This is a genomic window from Streptomyces sp. NPDC057474, assembly GCF_042802555.1.
Taxonomy (GTDB): domain Bacteria; phylum Actinomycetota; class Actinomycetes; order Streptomycetales; family Streptomycetaceae; genus Streptomyces.
In genome coordinates, this window is the sequence record NZ_JBHVDX010000225.1 from 1 (window position 1) to 16,993 (window position 16,993).

Here is a 16,993-nt window from a genome sequence, read left to right on the forward strand (position 1 = left end):
GAACCACATTCGGTTCGGGTCACCCCGGCGGTTTTTTCGTAATCATTCTTTCAGAGGCGCGGGGAACTGCGCGAACAACCACGGGCAACCCGCGGCCGACGTCGCACAGAACCCCCTACAGCGCTCCCCTACTCGGCTTCCCTGCGAAGTGACGGCTTGAGGTCCTTCAGGCGCCCGAGCAGACCGTTCACGAACGACGGCGAGTCATCCGTGGAGAACTCCTTCGCCAGCTGCACCATCTCGTCCAGCACCACCGCGTCCGGAGTCTCGTCGACCCAGATCAGCTCGTACGCCCCGAGCCGCAGGATGTTGCGGTCCACGACCGGCATCCGGTCGAGCGTCCACCCCACCGAGTACTGCGCGATCAAATCGTCGATGCGCCGCGCGTATTTCGCATAGCCCTCGACCAGCTGCATCGTGTACTCGCTGACCGGGGGCTGTCGGTTGTCACTGTGAGCGTGCCGGATCCAGTCCGCGAGGACAGTCACGACATCGACCCCGCGCTGGTCGCCCTCGAAGAGAATCTGGAAGGCGCGCTTGCGGGCCGTGTTACGGGCAGCCACGGTTAGCTGTTCACCCGGCCGAGGTAGTCGCTCGTGCGGGTGTCGACCTTGATCTTCTCGCCGGTGGTGATGAAGAGCGGCACCTGGATCTGGTGGCCGGTCTCCAGCGTGGCGGGCTTGGTGCCACCGGTGGAGCGGTCGCCCTGGACGCCAGGCTCGGTCTCCTGGATCACGAGCTCGACCGCGGCCGGCAGCTCGACGAAGAGCACCTCGCCCTCGTGCTGCGCGACGGTGGCCGTGAAGCCCTCGATCAGGAAGTTGGCGGCGTCGCCGACGGCCTTGCGGTCGACCATGAGCTGGTCGTAGGTCTCCATGTCCATGAAGACGAAGTACTCGCCGTCCATGTAGGAGAACTGCATGTCGCGCTTGTCGACAGTGGCCGTCTCGACCTTGACGCCGGCGTTGAACGTCTTGTCGACGACCTTGCCGGAGAGCACGTTCTTGAGCTTGGTGCGCACGAAGGCCGGGCCCTTGCCGGGCTTGACGTGCTGGAACTCGACGACGGACCAGAGCTGGCCGCCTTCGAGCTTGAGCACCAGGCCGTTCTTGAGGTCGTTCGTGGAAGCCACGGTTGCGGAATCTCCTGGACTGACGTGGACGACCCCGGGCCACGCGCACAGCCGATGAGCTAGAGCGCGAGCAGCTCCTTGGTCGTGATGGTGAGTAGCTCGGGTCCGCCGTCCGCCTCGGGGCGTACGACGAGCGTGTCATCGATCCGGACACCGCCCCGGCCCGGGAGGTGGACCCCCGGTTCGACGGTGACCGGCACACAAGAGTCCAGTTTACCCATGGCCGCGGGGGCCAACTGCGGGTCCTCGTCGATTTGGAGTCCGACCCCATGCCCCATCAGCATCGGGAGACCGTCACCGTACCCCGCGGAGTCCAGGACCTGGCGGGCCGCGCGGTCCACGGCCCGGTAGGCCGCACCGGGTGCCAGTGCCTCCCGTCCGGCGCGCTGGGCTGCGAAGACCAGGTCGTACAGCTCGATCTGCCAGTCGGCCGGCGAGGTGCCGATCACGAACGTCCGGCCGATCTCGCAGCGGTAGCCGCGGTAGGTCGCGCCGAGGCAGACGGAGAGGAAGTCGCCCTCTTCGACCCGGCGGTCGGTGGGAACGTGACCGGGGCGGCCGGAATTCGGGCCGGTGGCGACAGAGGTGGTGAAGGCCGGGCCGTCGGCGCCGTGGTCGACGAGGCGGCGCTCCAGTTCCAGGGCGAGGTGGCGCTCGGTGCGGCCGACGAGGATCGATTCGAGCAGTTCGCCCAGGGCCTGGTCGGCGATCTCCGCGCCGATCCGCAGACAGGAGATCTCCTCCTCGTCCTTGATCACTCTCAGCTGCTCGACCGCGCCGCCGAGGTCGGCGAGCCGCAGCCGGGGCGCGACCGAGCGGATCGCACGGTGTCGGCCCACGGTGAGGTGGTGCTCCTCCACGGCGAGCGACTCGGCGCCCAGGGCCGTGGCCAGATCGGCGGCCGCGACTGCCGGGTCGCCACCGGGCCTCGGCAGCACCTGGACGCGTACGGCGTCGTCGGGCCTGCCCTCTCCGATCTCGCCGCTCGGCGGTCCGCCGCAGACCAGGACGTCCTCGCTCCTCGCGAGCAGCAGGACCGCCCCCTGGGGCGCCGCGCCCGCGAGATAGCGCACGTTGGCAGGGCGGGTCACGAGTGCGGTGGCGCTGCCGCTTGAGTGGCAGCGTTCTCTCAGCCGAGCCCGACGGGCCGCGTACACCTCTGACATGTGCCGAGCGTATGAGTTCCGCTGGTGAGCCGCCGGTCGAGAGAGGCCGAGTGGGGGGTGCGCCTGGGCGGGGGACGGGGGTGCGACGAGGGGTTGTGTGCCGTCTGCGAGCCGGTGGGGGTTGTTCGCGCAGTTCCCCACGCCCCTTTTGGGTTGGCTCAGGCCGCCGTGTTCACCGGTGCCGTCCGCTCTTGCGCTTCTACCACTTGGGCGGGCTCGCGATCGACCTTGCCAGGACCTCGTCCAGGACGCGGGCCGTGGCCGGGACGTCGAGCTGGGAGTTGTCGATGATCGGCAGTCCCGAGCCGTACCAGCCCGCCATCCGGCCGTGGATGCGGGCGACCTCTTCGTCGGTGAGGCGGCGGTTGCCCGAGCGCTCGGCGTTGCGTTCGAGGACAATCTCCAGGCCCGGCAGGAGGACGACGGGCAGCAGGCCGGGGCCGACATGCCGCTTCCAGCCGCCGAGGCCGACGACCGGACGGTCGGGGAAGACGGCGTCGTCGAGGATGCAGGAGATGCCGTTGGCCAGGAAGTTCCGGGCGGAGAAGCCGCAGGTGCGGCGGGCGAGACGATACTGCGCCTCGGAGTTGTCGTTCCAGCCGGACTGCGGGTCCGCGAAGCCCGAGCGCACCCACTCGCGTACGTCGTCCAGGCTGATGTGCGCGGTGGGCACCCGGCGGTGGTCCGCCCAGTACTTGGCGACGCTGGTCTTGCCGGCTCCGGCGGGCCCTATGAGCAGGACCGCGAGCGTGGTGGCCGTGATGTCGGGCGCGCCGGTGGCGGGCGGCGGCATGGTGACGGGGCCGCCCGGCGGCAGTTGCACGTGTCCGCTGGTGTCCCTCGGGACCCCGGTCTGCTGCGGGGCCGAGGCGTGCGGATGCCCGGGGCCTCCGGCGAAGCCCGGTGCGGGCGGGGGTACCGGCCCGGGAGGCACGGGCGGGGGGACGGATCCCGGGGGCACGGCCGGCGTGGGCGGGGCCACGGGCGCGGGCGGGGGCACGGGGCCGGGGTGCGTGCCCGGGGGCATCGGGTGGCTCGCGCCCGTGTGTCCCGGAGGGTTCGCGCCCGGCGCTCCCGGGTGATGGGGGGCCGGGGGTCCCTGGTGGTTCGCGGTCGGCGACCATGGGGCCGCCGGGTCCTGCCCCGGCCGATGGGGCGGCGGCAGCGGAGCTCCCACTGCGTGCTGCATCCGGTGCCACTCCGTCTCGTACAGTCACATCGACACTGGCGGGCAGGGCCTTTCGACCCCGCCCTTACCGAACGGTACCGTCCCCGGCCGCCGTTTGGTGAACGGCCGGGGGCAGCCCGAAGTGCCCAAGTGGCCATGGACACAAGGCGAATCGGGCAAGAGGTGCCCGAGCGGGCGTTACTGGCCCACTTCGCCGTAGGCGGCGAGGAGGATCGCCGGGTCGGGTCCTTCCAGGACCGTGGGCTTGGCCAGGCCGTCCAGGACGATGAAGCGCAGCAGGTCGCCCCTGGACTTCTTGTCGACCTTCATCGTCTCCAGCAGCTTGGGCCACTGGTCGTAGCGGTAGTGCAGCGGCAGCCCGACGGATTCGAGGACCGTGCGGTGACGGTCGGCGGTCGCGTCGTCCAACCGGCCCGCCAGACGGCCCAGTTCGGCGGCGAAGTGCATGCCGACGGAGACCGCCGCGCCGTGGCGCCACTGGTAGCGCTCGTTCTTCTCGATCGCGTGGGCCAGGGTGTGCCCGTAGTTGAGGATCTCCCGCCGCCCGGACTCCTTCAGGTCACCGGAGACGACCTCGGCCTTGACCCGGATCGACCGCTCGATCAGCTCCGAGGTGTGCGGTCCGGCCGGCGTGCGGGCCGCCTGCGGGTCGGCCTCGATCAGGTCCAGGATCACCGGGTCGGCGATGAACCCGGCCTTGATGATCTCGGCGAGCCCGGAGACGTAGTCGTTGACCGACAGCGAGTCCAGCGCGGCCAGATCGCACAGCACCCCGGCCGGCGGGTGGAAGGACCCCACGAGGTTCTTGCCCTCGGCCGTGTTGATGCCGGTCTTGCCGCCCACAGCCGCGTCGACCATGGCCAGCACGGTGGTGGGGATGGCGATCCAGCGGACCCCGCGCAGCCAGGTCGCCGCCACGAATCCGGCGAGGTCCGTGGTGGCCCCACCGCCGACGCCGACGATGACATCGGTACGGGTGAACCCGGACTGCCCCAGCGCCTTCCAGCAGTACGCGGCGACCTCGGCGGTCTTCGCCTCCTCCGCGTTCGGCACCTGGATCGCGACCGCCTCGAAACCCTGCCCGGCCAGATCGGCCCGCAGCGCCTCAGCGGTGTCGTCCAGCGCCTCGGGGTGGATCACCGCGACCCGCTTGGCCCGGTTGCCGATCAACCCGCCCAGCTCGCCGAGGAGCTGACGCCCCACCAGGACCTCGTACGGCTCGGTACCCGCCGTACCGCCGACCTGGATACGGGTCACTGTCTCGCTCATACTTCCTTCAACTCCAGTGCGTCCAGGGCCGCTTGGGTGACTTCCTCGGGCGTACGGCCGTCGGTGGCGACGACGGCCGTGGCGACCTCCTCATACAGGTTCCGCCGGGCCTCCATCAACTCCCGCCACTGCTTGCGGGGGTTGACGGCCAGCAGCGGGCGGGCGGCGTTGAGGCCGGTGCGCTTGACCGCCTCCTCGACGTCCATCGAGAGGTAGACGACCCGCTGCCCGGCCAACAGGGCGCGCGTGTCGGCGTCGAGGATCGCGCCACCACCGAGGGCGAGGACGCCGTCGTGTTCGGCCAGCGCCGTGTGCACGGCCCGCTTCTCGATGGCGCGGAAGGCGGACTCGCCCTCGTCGACGAAGATCTCCGCGATCGCGCGGCCCTGCTCGGCCACGATGTCGTCGTCGGTGTCGCGGTAGGCGACGCCGAGCCGCTCGGCGAGCAGTTGTCCGACGGTGGACTTGCCGACGCCCATGGGGCCGACGAGAACGACCAGAGGCACCGGGGTCACCGGATCGCGAGGTGGTCGAGGTAGGAGCGGACGTTGCGGGCCGTCTCGGTGACGCTGTCGCCACCGAACTTCTCCGCCACCGCGTCCGCCAGCACCAGGGCCACCATGGCCTCGGCGACGATGCCGGCGGCCGGGACCGCGGAGACGTCGGAGCGCTGGTGGTGGGCCTGCGTGGCCTCACCGGTGGTCACGTCCACGGTCCGCAGCGCGCGCGGCACGGTCGCGATCGGCTTCATCGCCGCCCGCACCCGCAGCAGCTCTCCCGTGGTCAGACCGCCCTCGGTGCCACCGGAGCGGCCGGAGACGCGCCGGATGCCCTCGGGGGTGTTCACGATCTCGTCGTGCGCCTTCGAGCCCGGCACCCGGGCCAGCTCGAAGCCGTCGCCGATCTCGACGCCCTTGATGGCCTGGATGCCCATCAGCGCACCGGCGAGACGGGCGTCCAGCTTGCGGTCCCAGTGGACGTGCGAGCCGAGGCCGACGGGCACGCCGTACGCGAGGATCTCGACGACGCCACCGAGGGTGTCCCCGTCCTTGTGGGCCTGGTCGATCTCCGCGACCATCGCCTTCGACGCGTCCGCGTCCAGGCAGCGCACCGGGTCCGCGTCCAGCCTCTCCACGTCGGCCGGCGTCGGGTACACGCCCTGCGGGGCCTTCGCCGCGGCCAGCTCCACCACGTGAGAGACGATCTCGATCCCGGCCGTCGCCTTCAGGTACGACCGGGCGACGGCACCGAGGGCGACCCGGGCCGCGGTCTCCCGGGCCGAAGCGCGCTCCAGGATGGGTCGGGCCTCGTCGAAGCCGTACTTCTGCATGCCCGCCAGGTCCGCGTGACCCGGCCGGGGACGCGTCAGCGGTGCGTTGCGGGCCAGACCGGCGAGGATCTCCGGGTCGACCGGGTCGGCCGACATGACCTGCTCCCACTTCGGCCACTCGGTGTTGCCCACCATGATCGCCACCGGCGAGCCCATGGACAGGCCGTGCCGCACACCGCCGAGGAACGTGACCTCGTCACGCTCGAACTTCATCCGCGCACCGCGTCCATAGCCCAGGCGCCGCCGGGCCAGGTGGTCCGCCACCAGCTCCGTGGTGATCGGCACGCCGGCGGGAAGACCCTCCAGCGTCGCGACAAGTGCGGGACCGTGGGACTCCCCCGCGGTCAGCCAGCGCAACCTGCTCAACGGTGCTCCTCAGTGCTCGCGCCCTGTACTGCGTACTGCCTTCGTGCACGCGCGTCCTCGCGTACGGCGACGGCTACCGGGTGCGCGGCCCCGGCCCGCCACTGCGATCCTCCCACGTCCGGGGCGGGAGCCGGTCACGGGTCCAGCAGACGGACGGCGTGTGCCCGGTACGCGCCGCAGGGTCACCCCACCTTGGCAGATCTCGTCGTCGAGGTGCTGGTGCAGGCCCTTCAGACGTCGATGCCGCAGCCGTACTTGGGGCCGCGTACGCCGAGCACGTCGCGCAGCGCCCACAGCAGGGGCCGGTCGTCGGGGGCGTGGACGGTGACGGTCTCGCCGTCCCTGCGCCGGGAGTGACGTGGCTGGGGGCTCCGTTCCACGCCCCGCCTACGTCGCCGGACCGCCCGGTGATGATCGCCGCTGGTACCCCTTGCCACAAGGGGTACCAAGGATCAACACACCGAAGAGGCTCAGCCCCGCTCGGCCAGCGCCCGCTCCCCCGCCCGCCTCATCGCCCCCACGGGAGCCGCCTTGCACCCGGTCATCTGCTCGACCTGCAGAACCGCCTGGTGCACCAGCAGATCAAGCCCACTGACCACCGCACCCCCGTACGCCGACCAGCGCGCAGCCAGCTCCGTCGGCCATGGGTCGTACAGCACGTCGAACAGCGTCGTCGGCCGCTCCGGCACCGCCCCGGCCAGCGCGTCCGTCGCCCCGGCCGGCGTCGTGGCGATGACCAGCGGAGCGCTCAGTCCCCGCTCGGCCTCCGCCCAGGCCGCCGTACGCACCTCGATGTCCAGCCGCTCACCCCACTGCCGCATCTCGGCGGCACGGGCCTCGCTCCGTACGTACGCCACGACCTCACCGGTGCAGATCCGGGCGAGCGCGGCCAGCGCGGAGGAGGCGGTGGCACCCGCGCCGAGAATGGCCGCCGACTCCACCTGCTCGATGCCCCGCTCCCGCAGGGCGGCGACCATACCGGGGATGTCGGTGTTGTCGCCGACCCGCCGCCCGTCCTCCGTGAACACCAACGTGTTGACGGCCTCGACGGAGGTCGCCGTCTCGCTGATCTCGTCCAGCAGCGGGATGACCGCCCGCTTGAGCGGCATCGTCAGCGACAGCCCCGCCCACTCCGGCCCGAGTTCCTCGACGAACCCGGGCAAGGCCTCCTCGTCGACCTCGAAACGGTCGTACGACCAGTCGGCGAGCCCGAGTTCGGCGTACGCGGCCCGGTGCAGCACCGGGGAGAGCGAGTGGGCGATCGGCGAACCGAGCACGGCGGCCCGGTGCAAGCTGTCGGTGCGGCTCATCTATCCGTTCTGCTCTTCCTCGTACTTCTCGCGGTTCCGGTTGTGCTCTTCGTTGGTCACGGCGAATAGCGTCTCGTCCGCGTTGATCGACACGAAGTAGTACCAGTCACCCTTGGCCGGCTTCAGTGCAGCCTTGATGGCCACCTCACCCGGATTGCCGATCGGCCCGGGGGGCAGACCCTTGATCTTGTACGTGTTGTACGGGTCGTCGATCTGTCGCAGCGAGTTCACCGAACCCGTGGCCAGCTTGGATTCACCGCGCAGGTAATTCACCGTGGAGTCGAAGTCGAGCAGTCCATAGGTTTCCGTGTTGTTCTTGTCGAGCCGGTTGTAGACGACCCGGGAGACCTTCAGGAAGTCTTTCTTGTACTTCCCCTCGGCCTGGACGAGGCTCGCCACCGTGAGCACCTGGAGCGGATTTTCCAGCTTCAGGTCCTCGGCCTTGTCCTCCAGTCCGAATTCCTCGTAGTTCGCCTTGGCGAGGTCGACCATTTCCTTCAGGACGGCCTCGGGCTTCATGCCCTTGGCGACCGGATAGGTGGACGGGTAGAGGAATCCTTCCAGCGGATCCTTGATGTCGTCGTTGTCGTTCGCCCAGTCGGGAAGGCCGAGGGACTGCCACTCCTTCTCTGCGACTTCCTTCGTCGCACCCTTCTCGACCCCCAACTCCTTGTCGATCTTGGCGTAGACGTCGTTGTTCCGTTCGCCTTCGATGACCGTGAAGTTGTTCTGGCTCTTCGGGTCGAGCATCAGAGCGATAGCGCTTTCAGCGGACATCTCCTTCTTGAGGAGATAAACGCCCGCTTGAATCTGAGACTTCTCGGGATTCTGCGCCAGTGCGGCCGTGAAGGCGTCAACACTCTTGACGACTCCGGCCGCCTTCAGCTTCTGCCCGATCACCGACCCGAATTCGCCCTTGGCGACTGTGATCGTAACGGCCTCGTTCGTACCGTTCCCCGAATAGTCGGGAGTCTCGCCGAAACGACTCTGGTAGAACTGGTAACCGAAATAGCTGACGCCGGCGAGGCCACCGCCGAAGACCATGACGACCACCAGGCAGGCACAACCACTGCGGCGCTTCTTGCCGCCCTTGCCCGGCTTCTTGGCCTTGCCGCCGCGGCCCTTCCGGTCGCCCCGGCCGGCGCGTTCCTCGGCCTCGTCGTCATCGTCGTCATCGCCGCCACCGGCGAAGAACGCGTGCTCACCCTGGTCCGGCCCGGGATCCCAGTCGGTCCGCTCGGCGGCCGGCTGCTTCTCGGCCTCGGGCTCCGGAGTGGGTGCGGGCGTGGATACGGGCGTGGATTCCGCGCCACGGCGCGAGGGCGGCTCCGGCGGCGGATACGCGTCGGGCGTGCCGTAGAAGTCCTGCTGGCCACCGCCGTAGGCCATCGCCTGCTGCTGCCCCCCGTAGGGGTCGGCCGGGTCGCCGACGTAAGGGCCCTGCCCGTGCTGGTGCGTTCCGTTGTTCCAGCCGCCGTTGACCTGGTCGTACTGCTGCTGGTCAGGCCCGGGGTACTGCTGTTGGTGCTGGTTCTGGCCGGGGTACTGCTGCCCGGGGTCGCCGTACTCCTGCTGGTACTGCTGCTGGGCGTAGGCGTCCTGATGGCCGTTGTTCCAGCTGCCGTTGCCGTTGTCGTACTGCTGCTGGTACTGCTGCTGCTCCGGGTAGTGCTGCTGCGGCTGGCCGCCGTAGGGGGACTGCTGGCCCGCCTGGGCCTGCTGCCCGTCCCATCCGCCGTCCCCGTACAACGGGTCGTCCGGATGCCACGGTTCGGAGCCTGGGCCCCGGCCATACTCAGTCATCGATCCCCTAGAGCCGCGAGGCGGCGGTCACGCGGGGCTTGTGGCTCGGCTTTCGTCCCCGCCTCTTTTTGTGCGGTGGCTGTTCGAAGGCCACCGCATCGCGCGGAACGTTACCGTATCGCGATCAGCTGGCCACTTCGACGCCTTCGCCGGGAGCTTTACCTGACGCCCGTTCGGATTCCAGCGCCTGTTGCAGGATGATCACGGCTGCTGCCTGGTCAATGACCGACCTGCCCTTTTTGGATTTCACACCCGAGGCACGCAGTCCTTGACCGGCCGTCACTGTGGTCATCCTCTCGTCCAGGAGTCTGACCGGAACGGGTGCGATCATGCGGGCCAGTTGCTGGGCGAAGCCGCGCACCTTGACCGCCGCCGGGCCCTCGCCCCCCTTGAGAGAGCGAGGAAGACCGACGACGACCTCGATCGGTTCGTACTCCTCGACGAGTTGACCCAACCGGCGTTGCGCCGCCGGGACATCGCGACCGGGAACGGTCTCGACCGGGGTGGCGAGAATCCCGTCGGGGTCGCAGGAGGCGACCCCGATGCGGGCGTCGCCGACGTCGATCGCGAGCCGACGGCCGCGGCGCATGGCCGGGCCGTCGTCTTCGCTCGTGTGATCCGTCGTGCTCACTTGGCCGTCTCGGCGACCAGTCGTTCGACCGCGTCCACGGCCGCGCCGATGGCGGCCGCGTTCTGGCCACCGCCCTGGGCGACATCCGGCTTGCCGCCACCGCCGCCACCGAGCGTCTTGGCGGCCGTACGGACCAGGTCGCCAGCCTTCAGGCCGCGTTCGCGGGCGGCCTCGTTGGTGGCGATGACCGTCAGCGGCTTGCCGTTCACGGAGGTGAAGAGGGCGACCACGACGGCCTGGCCGCCCTGGATGCGTCCGCGCACGTCGAGCACCAGCTTGCGAAGGTCGTCGGCGGTCGTGCCGTCCGGGACCTGACCGGTCACCAGGGCAACGCCGGAGACGTCCTTGGCGGACTCGGCGAGACCTGCGGCGGCCTGCAGCACCTTCTCCGCGCGGAACTTCTCGATCTCCTTCTCGGCGTCCTTCAGCTTGCCGAGCATGGCCGAAACCTTCTCCGGAAGCTCCTCCGGACGGCCCTTGATCAGCTCCTGAAGCTGGGCGACGACCGTGTGCTCACGGGCGAGGAAGTTGTACGCGTCAACGCCGACCAGGGCCTCGATACGGCGTACGCCGGAACCGATGGACGATTCGCCGAGCAGCTTGACCAGGCCGAGCTGCGAGGTGTTGTGGACGTGCGTGCCGCCGCACAGCTCCTTGGAGAAATCGCCGATGGTGACGACACGGACTCGCTCGCCGTACTTCTCGCCGAACTCGGCGATGGCGCCCTGCTTCTTGGCCTCGTCGAGGCTCAGGATCTCGGCGTGCACGTCCAGGTCGCGGGCGAGCACCTCGTTGATCTTCTGCTCGACGTCGGTCATCACGGCCGTCGGGACGGCGGACGGGGAACCGAAGTCGAAGCGGAAGCGGCCGGGCTGGTTCTCGGAACCGGCCTGGGCGGCCGTCGGGCCGAGGGCGTCCCGCAGGGCCTGGTGGGTGAGGTGCGTGGCCGAGTGGGCGCGGGCGATGGCCGTGCGGCGACGGCCGTCGATCGAGGCCTGGGCCTTGGCGCCGACGGTCACCTCGCCGACCTGGACGACGCCCTTGTGGACGTAGACGCCCGGGACCGGCTTCTGGCAGTCGCGGATCTCGATGACGGCACCGGAGTCGACCTTGATCCGGCCGGTGTCACCGATCTGGCCGCCGCCCTCGGCGTAGAACGGGGTGCGGTCGAGGACGATCTCGACCTCGTCGCCCTCGGTGGCGGCGGGCGAGGACAGACCGTCGACGAGGATGCCGACGACCGTCGACTCGCCCTCGGTGTCCGAGTAGCCGATGAACTCGGTCTCGCCGGCGGCGTCGGCGATCTCGCGGTAGGCACCGAGGTCGGCGTGGCCGGTCTTCTTGGCGCGGGCGTCGGCCTTGGCGCGGTCCCGCTGCTCCTTCATCAGGCGGCGGAAGCCGTCCTCGTCCACGGAGAGGCCCTGCTCGGCGGCCATCTCCAGGGTGAGGTCGATCGGGAAGCCCCAGGTGTCGTGGAGCAGGAAGGCCTTGTCGCCGTCGAGGACCTGGCCGCCGGAGGCCTTGGTCTCCGTCACGGCGGTGTCGAGGATGTTGGTGCCGGCCTTCAGCGTCTTGAGGAAGGCGTTCTCCTCGGCGAGGGCGACCTTCTCGATGCGCTCGCGGTCGGTGATCAGCTCGGAGTACTGCCGGCCCATCATGGCGATGACGACGTCGATGAGATCCTGGACGACCGGGCCGGTGGCACCGAGCAGCCGCATGTTGCGGATGGCGCGGCGCATGATGCGGCGCAGCACATAGCCACGGCCCTCGTTGCCGGGGGTGACGCCGTCACCGATGAGCATCACGGCGGTGCGGATGTGGTCGGTGACCACGCGCAGGGAGACGTCGGAGTCCTTGGCGTCGCCGTAGGAGACACCGGTGATCTCGGTGGCCTTGTCGATGACGGCCATGGAGGTGTCGATCTCGTACAGATTCTGCACGCCCTGCAGAATCATGGCGAGGCGCTCCAGGCCGAGGCCCGTGTCGATGTTCTTGCTGGGCAGCTCGCCGAGGATCTCGAAGTCCTCCTTCGAGGTGCCCTCGCCGCGCTCGTACTGCATGAAGACCAGGTTCCAGATCTCCACGTACCGCTCGTCGTTGACGGCCGGGCCGCCCTCGACGCCGAACTCCGGGCCCCGGTCGTAGTTGATCTCGGAACACGGGCCGCACGGGCCGGGGACGCCCATGGACCAGTAGTTGTCCTTCTTGCCGAGGCGCTGGATACGCTCCTTGGGCACGCCGATCTGCTCGTGCCAGATACGCTCGGCCTCGTCGTCGTCCTTGTAGACGGTGATCCAGAGCTTCTCCGGCTCCAGGCCGTAACCACCCTTGTCCTGGGGGCTGGTGAGCAGCTCCCAGGCGTGCTTGATGGCGCCTTCCTTGAAGTAGTCGCCGAAGGAGAAGTTGCCGCACATCTGGAAGAACGTGCCGTGCCGGGTGGTCTTGCCGACCTCTTCGATGTCCGGCGTACGGACACACTTCTGCACGCTGGTGGCGCGGTCGAAGGAGGGCTTGACCTCACCGAGGAAGTACGGCTTGAACGGGACCATGCCCGCGTTGACCAGGAGCAGAGTCGGGTCGTCCGCGATGAGCGACGCCGAAGGGACGACGGTGTGACCGCGCTCCTCGAAGAAGCTCAACCAGCGGCGGCGGATTTCAGCCGACTCCATCAGTGGTCCTCATTCCGGTTGTACGGGTACGACGAGCTGTCGACGTACCTCGGATTCCTGCTGTACTTCGGGGTGTTGCTGTTCTCGATGGCGACGACGTCCCTCGGGGCGGGAAGCTCCGGGTACCGGTCGGGGTTGGCCTCGATGCCGAGGGCCTCGCCCAGTTCGGCCTCCCGCTGGGCCATGTTGTCGCGGACGTCGAGCGCGAACCCGACCGCCCGGTCCTTGAGCTTGTGGCCCGCCTCGACCGCCTTGTGCGCCGCCTGGGTGGCGAGGTGTTCGGGGGTGAGCTGCTTGAGCTTGCGGTTGACCTTGGTGGTGGCCCACACTCCGGCGGCGACACCTGTGGTGAACCAGAACGTACGGCGGAACATCGCTCGGTCAGTCCTTCTTTCCACGGGTGTTCCGCCTGCTCCGGCGGGTGCCCGGAACGGTGCGTCCCACGATCACGGTACGACGCCGCTCCTCGGCGGACTCGCCCTCCCGGCGGCCGCCCATGGCCCGGCGTACGCCGTAGCCGAAGGCGGCGACCTTGACGAGGGGGCCGCCGAAGGTGGACGCGACGGTCGTGGAGAGCGCCGAAGCGTTCGACGTGACCTCCTGGACGTCGGACGCGATGGCGTCGACCCGTTCGATCTGGGTCTGCGCGGAGCGGACGGCGGTGGACGCGTCGGCGAGGAGGGGGACGGCCTGGTCGGTCACGTCCGCGACGAGCTTGGTGGTCGCCTTGAGCGTCTGGGCCAGCCTCGCCAGCGCGACGGCGAGGAAGGAGACCAGGATCGCCCAGAAGACGGCCACCAGGATCCCGGCCACCTCTCCACCGGACACTGTCTGCACCCGCTCCCTGGAACATGCCTGAACGTCGAAATTCGTGTCCCGAGCCTATCGCGCCGGGGCTGTCACTCCGTACCGCATTAATACGCACCGCGGTAGGTACCGCAGTACGGCGAGAGCCCGCCGCCCCGCCCGCCGGAAAGGGCGGGGAGACGACGGGCTGACGCGCGGTGAGTGACTACGTCCGTCAGAGACGGATCAACGGGCGTAGTACTCGACGACGAGCTGCTCGTCGCAGATGACCGGAACTTCCTTGCGGTTCGGCTCGCGGTCCAGGCGGAACGCCAGGGCCTTGAGGTTCACCTGCAGGTAGCGGGGGGTCTCACCGTCCGCGGCGAAGCCACCCTCGCGGGCGACCTCGAACAGCGGCTTCTGACGGCTGCGCTCACGGACCATGACGACGTCGTCCGGCTTGACGCGGAAGGACGGCTTGTCGACCTTGCCGCCGTTGACCTCGATGTGGCCGTGGACGACCATCTGGCGGGCCTGGTAGATCGTGCGGGCGATGCCCGAACGCAGGACCAGCGCGTCGAGACGGCGCTCGAGCTCGATGATCAGGGCCTCACCGGTCTTGCCCTGGACCTTGGAGGCACGCTCGTAGGCGCGGACGAGCTGACGCTCGGACACGTCGTACTGCGCGCGCAGACGCTGCTTCTCGAGCAGACGGACCTTGTAGTCCGAGTTCTGCTTGCGGCCACGGCCGTGCTCGCCCGGCGGGTAGGGGCGGGCCTCGAAGTACTTGACGGCCTTCGGGGTCAGCGCGATGCCGAGGGCACGCGACTTCTTGACCTTGGGGCGGGGCTGGTTCGCCACTTCTTTTCCTTTTCCTCTTCGGCTGCCTCAGGGTTACGGGAGGTCGCATCCGCAGCCGGGGAATCCCGTCAGGCCCGCGAGGGACTTGTCGGGTAGCCGCTCCCCTGGTCTGGGCACATACGTGCAGCACACGAACGGCCCACCGACCGGTCCCGGAACTCCGAGTGGTGGTGGGCTGCCCGCGACACCTACAACGGTGCGCGACGCTCCTGGATCATGAAGATCCGGCTGGATGTCCCGCCTGAGGCGCCGACCGGAGCCGGACACGGGACGCAGCACTGTGGAGGAGTCTACAGGGGTTCAGGACTGCTTCCGACCGAGGTTCTTCCTGGTCCACTCCACCGCGTCGGCGTACCGGGCCTCGGCCCCGTGCCTGGTCGGGCTGTAGTACTCGCGCTCCTTGATCTCGTCCGGCGCGTACTGCTGGGCGGCGATCCCCTCGGGCAGGTCGTGCGGGTACACATACCCCTGGGCATGTCCAAGCTTGGCCGCGCCCTTGTAGTGCCCGTCACGCAGATGCGGTGGAACCGGGCCGGCCATGCCCTTCCTTACGTCCTCCATGGCGGCGCCGATGGCCATGGTCGCGGCGTTCGACTTCGGGGCGAGGGCGAGGGCGATGGTGGCGTGGCTGAGGGTGAGCGCCGCCTCGGGGAAACCGATCATGGCGACGGCCTGGGCGGCCGCGACGGCTATCGGCAGCGCGTTCGGATCGGCGAGGCCGATGTCCTCGCTGGCGGAGATCATCAGCCGGCGGGCGATGAACCGGGGGTCCTCACCGGCCTCGATCATCCGGGCCAGGTAGTGCAGCGCGGCGTCGACGTCGGAGCCGCGGATGGACTTGATGAGGGCGCTGGCCACGTCGTAGTGCTGGTCGCCGTCGCGGTCGTACTTCACGGCGGCGCGGTCGACGGTCTCCTCGAGGGTCTGGAGCCCGATCTCCTCTTCCCCCTTGTCCAGGGCGGCGCCGGCCGCGGCCTCCAGGGCGGTCAGGGCCCGGCGGGCGTCGCCGCCTGCGATCCGCAGGAGGTGGGCCTCGGTGTCCTCGGGGAGGGTGACGGCGCTCTTGAGGCCGCGCTCGTCGGTCAGCGCGCGCCGGAGCAGACCGCGCAGGTCGTCGTCGGTGAGCGGTTCGAGGGTGAGGAGGAGGGAGCGGGACAGGAGGGGGGAGATCACCGAGAAGTACGGGTTCTCCGTCGTCGCCGCGATCAGCGTGACCCAGCGGTTCTCGACGGCCGGGAGCAGGGAGTCCTGCTGGGCCTTGCTGAAGCGGTGGATCTCGTCGAGGAAGAGGACGGTCTCCTTGCCGTAGCCGCCGGTGGCGCGGCGGGCGCCCTCGATGACCGCGCGGACCTCCTTGACGCCGGCGGTGATCGCGGAGAGTTCCACGAAACGCTTGTTGGTGGCCTTGGAGACGACGTACGCCAGGGTCGTCTTGCCCGTGCCGGGCGGGCCCCAGAGGATCACCGAGGAAGGGCCGGCCGGTCCGCCGTCGGACTCGCCGACCAGTCTGCGCAGGGGTGAGCCGGGTTTCAGCAGGTGCTGCTGGCCCACGACCTCGTCGAGGGTGCGCGGACGCATCCGTACGGCCAGGGGGCTGGCGGCCGGGTCCTTCTCCTGGCGTTCTTCTGCGGCGGCGGTGAACAGATCGGGCTCCACACCGAAAACCCTATGTCACGCCACCGACAGTCCGGCCGGTGCCGTCGGCCGGCGCTCGGGACCGCCGACGGCCGCCCGGGGCCGTCAGCTGGTCCAGAAGTCCCACCAGCGGGTCAGGATCAGCATGCCGATGACGCCGATGTGCATCACGGGCAGGACCCAGGTGAACTCGCCGAAGAAGCCCTTCAGCCAGCCGGGGGCGGGCAGGAAGCCGTTGCGGATGTTGGAGGACGTCACGTACCAGAACATCAGGATCGTGGCGACCCAGGCGAGGCAGCACCACAGGCAGAGCGAGTTGATGTTGTACAGCGACTGGTACTGCAGCCAGGTCACGAAGCCGACGCCGAAGACGGTGCCCGCGTTGAAGGTCAGCCAGTACCAGCGCGGGTAGGTCGCCCTGGCGAGCAGGCTGATGCCGACGCAGATGACGATGCCGTACGCGACGAGGCCGAGCATCGGGTTGGGGAAGCCGAAGACGGAGGCCTGGTCGCTCTTCATGATGTTGCCGCAGGAGACGACCGGGTTGAGGCTGCAGCCGGGCGTGAAGTTCGGGTCTTCGAGCAGCTTGAACTTGTCGAGCGTGATGACCCAGGAGGCGAGCAGCCCGGCCGCGCCGGTGATCAGAAGGAGGATCGCGAAGGCACGACTGCCGCCCACCGTGCGTGGGACCTCGGTGTGTTCCCGCTTGGCGGCGGAGACGTCCTTGACTGTCGTCTTGCTCATCACGTCGTTTCCATAGCTTCGAAGGGGCCTCTGGGGCACGTTCATTGTGCCGCACACACTCCCGCGTCCACCGTTCACTGGACATAAAAGTCGCCCCTACCG

Annotated in this window: 16 protein-coding genes and 1 pseudogene; all 17 read right to left on the bottom strand. The window is 69.3% G+C overall.

From position 1 onward, the window contains the following. Window positions 1-128: 128 nt before the first annotated feature. The 17 genes and pseudogenes from nusB to ACFU53_RS39410 all read right to left on the bottom strand — a co-directional run bounded on the left by nusB (window position 129) and on the right by ACFU53_RS39410 (window position 16,891). Complete coding sequence (nusB, locus tag ACFU53_RS39330) at window positions 129-563, bottom strand: transcription antitermination factor NusB (protein WP_384004054.1); 435 nt, start codon at window positions 561-563, stop codon at window positions 129-131. A gap of 2 nt (window positions 564-565) precedes the next feature. Beyond that, window positions 566-1,132: an elongation factor P gene (gene efp / locus ACFU53_RS39335; RefSeq protein WP_033532566.1), complete on the bottom strand. Its 567-nt coding sequence runs from the start codon at window positions 1,130-1,132 to the stop codon at window positions 566-568. A gap of 59 nt (window positions 1,133-1,191) precedes the next feature. After that, window positions 1,192-2,298, bottom strand: a complete 1,107-nt coding sequence (locus tag ACFU53_RS39340; RefSeq protein WP_384004056.1) for an aminopeptidase P family protein — start codon at window positions 2,296-2,298, stop codon at window positions 1,192-1,194. A 199-nt stretch (window positions 2,299-2,497) separates the two neighbouring features. After that, window positions 2,498-3,487 carry an AAA family ATPase gene (locus tag ACFU53_RS39345; RefSeq protein ID WP_384004058.1) on the bottom strand — a complete coding sequence of 330 codons (990 nt, stop codon included), beginning with the start codon at window positions 3,485-3,487 and terminating at the stop codon, window positions 2,498-2,500. A gap of 177 nt (window positions 3,488-3,664) precedes the next feature. Beyond that, window positions 3,665-4,756: a 3-dehydroquinate synthase gene (gene aroB / locus ACFU53_RS39350; protein WP_384004060.1), complete on the bottom strand. Its 1,092-nt coding sequence runs from the start codon at window positions 4,754-4,756 to the stop codon at window positions 3,665-3,667. After that, a complete protein-coding gene (locus ACFU53_RS39355) occupies window positions 4,753-5,235 on the bottom strand; it encodes a shikimate kinase (protein ID WP_384004076.1) in 483 nt (160 codons plus the stop codon). The genes aroB and ACFU53_RS39355 overlap by 4 nt, the downstream gene beginning before the upstream one ends. Window positions 5,236-5,267: 32 nt before the next feature. Further along, window positions 5,268-6,452: a chorismate synthase gene (aroC, locus tag ACFU53_RS39360; protein WP_384004061.1), complete on the bottom strand. Its 1,185-nt coding sequence runs from the start codon at window positions 6,450-6,452 to the stop codon at window positions 5,268-5,270. Window positions 6,453-6,685: 233 nt separating this feature from the next. Then, window positions 6,686-6,832 (bottom strand): annotated as a pseudogene (locus tag ACFU53_RS39365) ((2Fe-2S)-binding protein); the annotation flags it as partial. A 90-nt stretch (window positions 6,833-6,922) separates the two neighbouring features. Continuing rightward, window positions 6,923-7,762 (bottom strand): shikimate dehydrogenase, encoded by an 840-nt coding sequence (locus tag ACFU53_RS39370; protein ID WP_384004063.1) that lies wholly within the window; start codon window positions 7,760-7,762, stop codon window positions 6,923-6,925. Further along, window positions 7,763-9,565, bottom strand: coding sequence for an endolytic transglycosylase MltG (gene mltG, locus ACFU53_RS39375; RefSeq protein WP_384004065.1), 1,803 nt, complete (start codon window positions 9,563-9,565; stop codon window positions 7,763-7,765). It lies immediately after the preceding gene. Between the two features lie 124 nt (window positions 9,566-9,689). After that, the gene (gene ruvX / locus ACFU53_RS39380; RefSeq protein ID WP_384004078.1) at window positions 9,690-10,154 is read right to left on the bottom strand and encodes a Holliday junction resolvase RuvX; all 465 of its coding nucleotides are present in this window, start codon (window positions 10,152-10,154) and stop codon (window positions 9,690-9,692) included. A gap of 38 nt (window positions 10,155-10,192) precedes the next feature. After that, window positions 10,193-12,865, bottom strand: coding sequence for an alanine--tRNA ligase (gene alaS / locus ACFU53_RS39385; RefSeq protein ID WP_384004067.1), 2,673 nt, complete (start codon window positions 12,863-12,865; stop codon window positions 10,193-10,195). Further along, window positions 12,865-13,239: a hypothetical protein gene (locus ACFU53_RS39390; protein WP_384004069.1), complete on the bottom strand. Its 375-nt coding sequence runs from the start codon at window positions 13,237-13,239 to the stop codon at window positions 12,865-12,867. Before ACFU53_RS39390 ends, alaS begins: the two co-directional genes overlap by 1 nt. 7 nt (window positions 13,240-13,246) lie before the next feature. Beyond that, entirely contained in the window at window positions 13,247-13,693 is a 447-nt protein-coding gene (locus tag ACFU53_RS39395; protein WP_384004080.1) for a DUF948 domain-containing protein, read from the bottom strand. Between the two features lie 204 nt (window positions 13,694-13,897). Next, window positions 13,898-14,512, bottom strand: coding sequence for a 30S ribosomal protein S4 (rpsD, locus tag ACFU53_RS39400; RefSeq protein ID WP_046705307.1), 615 nt, complete (start codon window positions 14,510-14,512; stop codon window positions 13,898-13,900). 300 nt (window positions 14,513-14,812) lie between these two features. Continuing rightward, window positions 14,813-16,168 carry a replication-associated recombination protein A gene (locus ACFU53_RS39405; RefSeq protein ID WP_384004072.1) on the bottom strand — a complete coding sequence of 452 codons (1,356 nt, stop codon included), beginning with the start codon at window positions 16,166-16,168 and terminating at the stop codon, window positions 14,813-14,815. 84 nt (window positions 16,169-16,252) lie between these two features. Next, window positions 16,253-16,891, bottom strand: coding sequence for a vitamin K epoxide reductase family protein (locus tag ACFU53_RS39410; RefSeq protein WP_384004074.1), 639 nt, complete (start codon window positions 16,889-16,891; stop codon window positions 16,253-16,255). Window positions 16,892-16,993: the final 102 nt, after the last annotated feature.

What these genes read in the sequence shown, in the direction of transcription:
- ACFU53_RS39340 (WP_384004056.1), bottom strand. Translation starts at nt 2,298, where the DNA reads ATGTCAGAGGTGTACGCGGCCCGTCGGGCTCGGCTGAGAGAACGCTGC.
- ACFU53_RS39345 (WP_384004058.1), bottom strand. Translation starts at nt 3,487, where the DNA reads ATGCAGCACGCAGTGGGAGCTCCGCTGCCGCCGCCCCATCGGCCGGGG.
- aroB (WP_384004060.1), bottom strand. Translation starts at nt 4,756, where the DNA reads ATGAGCGAGACAGTGACCCGTATCCAGGTCGGCGGTACGGCGGGTACC.
- ACFU53_RS39355 (WP_384004076.1), bottom strand. Translation starts at nt 5,235, where the DNA reads ATGGGCGTCGGCAAGTCCACCGTCGGACAACTGCTCGCCGAGCGGCTC.
- ACFU53_RS39370 (WP_384004063.1), bottom strand. Translation starts at nt 7,762, where the DNA reads ATGAGCCGCACCGACAGCTTGCACCGGGCCGCCGTGCTCGGTTCGCCG.
- mltG (WP_384004065.1), bottom strand. Translation starts at nt 9,565, where the DNA reads ATGACTGAGTATGGCCGGGGCCCAGGCTCCGAACCGTGGCATCCGGAC.
- ruvX (WP_384004078.1), bottom strand. Translation starts at nt 10,154, where the DNA reads ATGCGCCGCGGCCGTCGGCTCGCGATCGACGTCGGCGACGCCCGCATC.
- alaS (WP_384004067.1), bottom strand. Translation starts at nt 12,865, where the DNA reads ATGGAGTCGGCTGAAATCCGCCGCCGCTGGTTGAGCTTCTTCGAGGAG.
- ACFU53_RS39390 (WP_384004069.1), bottom strand. Translation starts at nt 13,239, where the DNA reads ATGTTCCGCCGTACGTTCTGGTTCACCACAGGTGTCGCCGCCGGAGTG.
- ACFU53_RS39410 (WP_384004074.1), bottom strand. Translation starts at nt 16,891, where the DNA reads ATGAGCAAGACGACAGTCAAGGACGTCTCCGCCGCCAAGCGGGAACAC.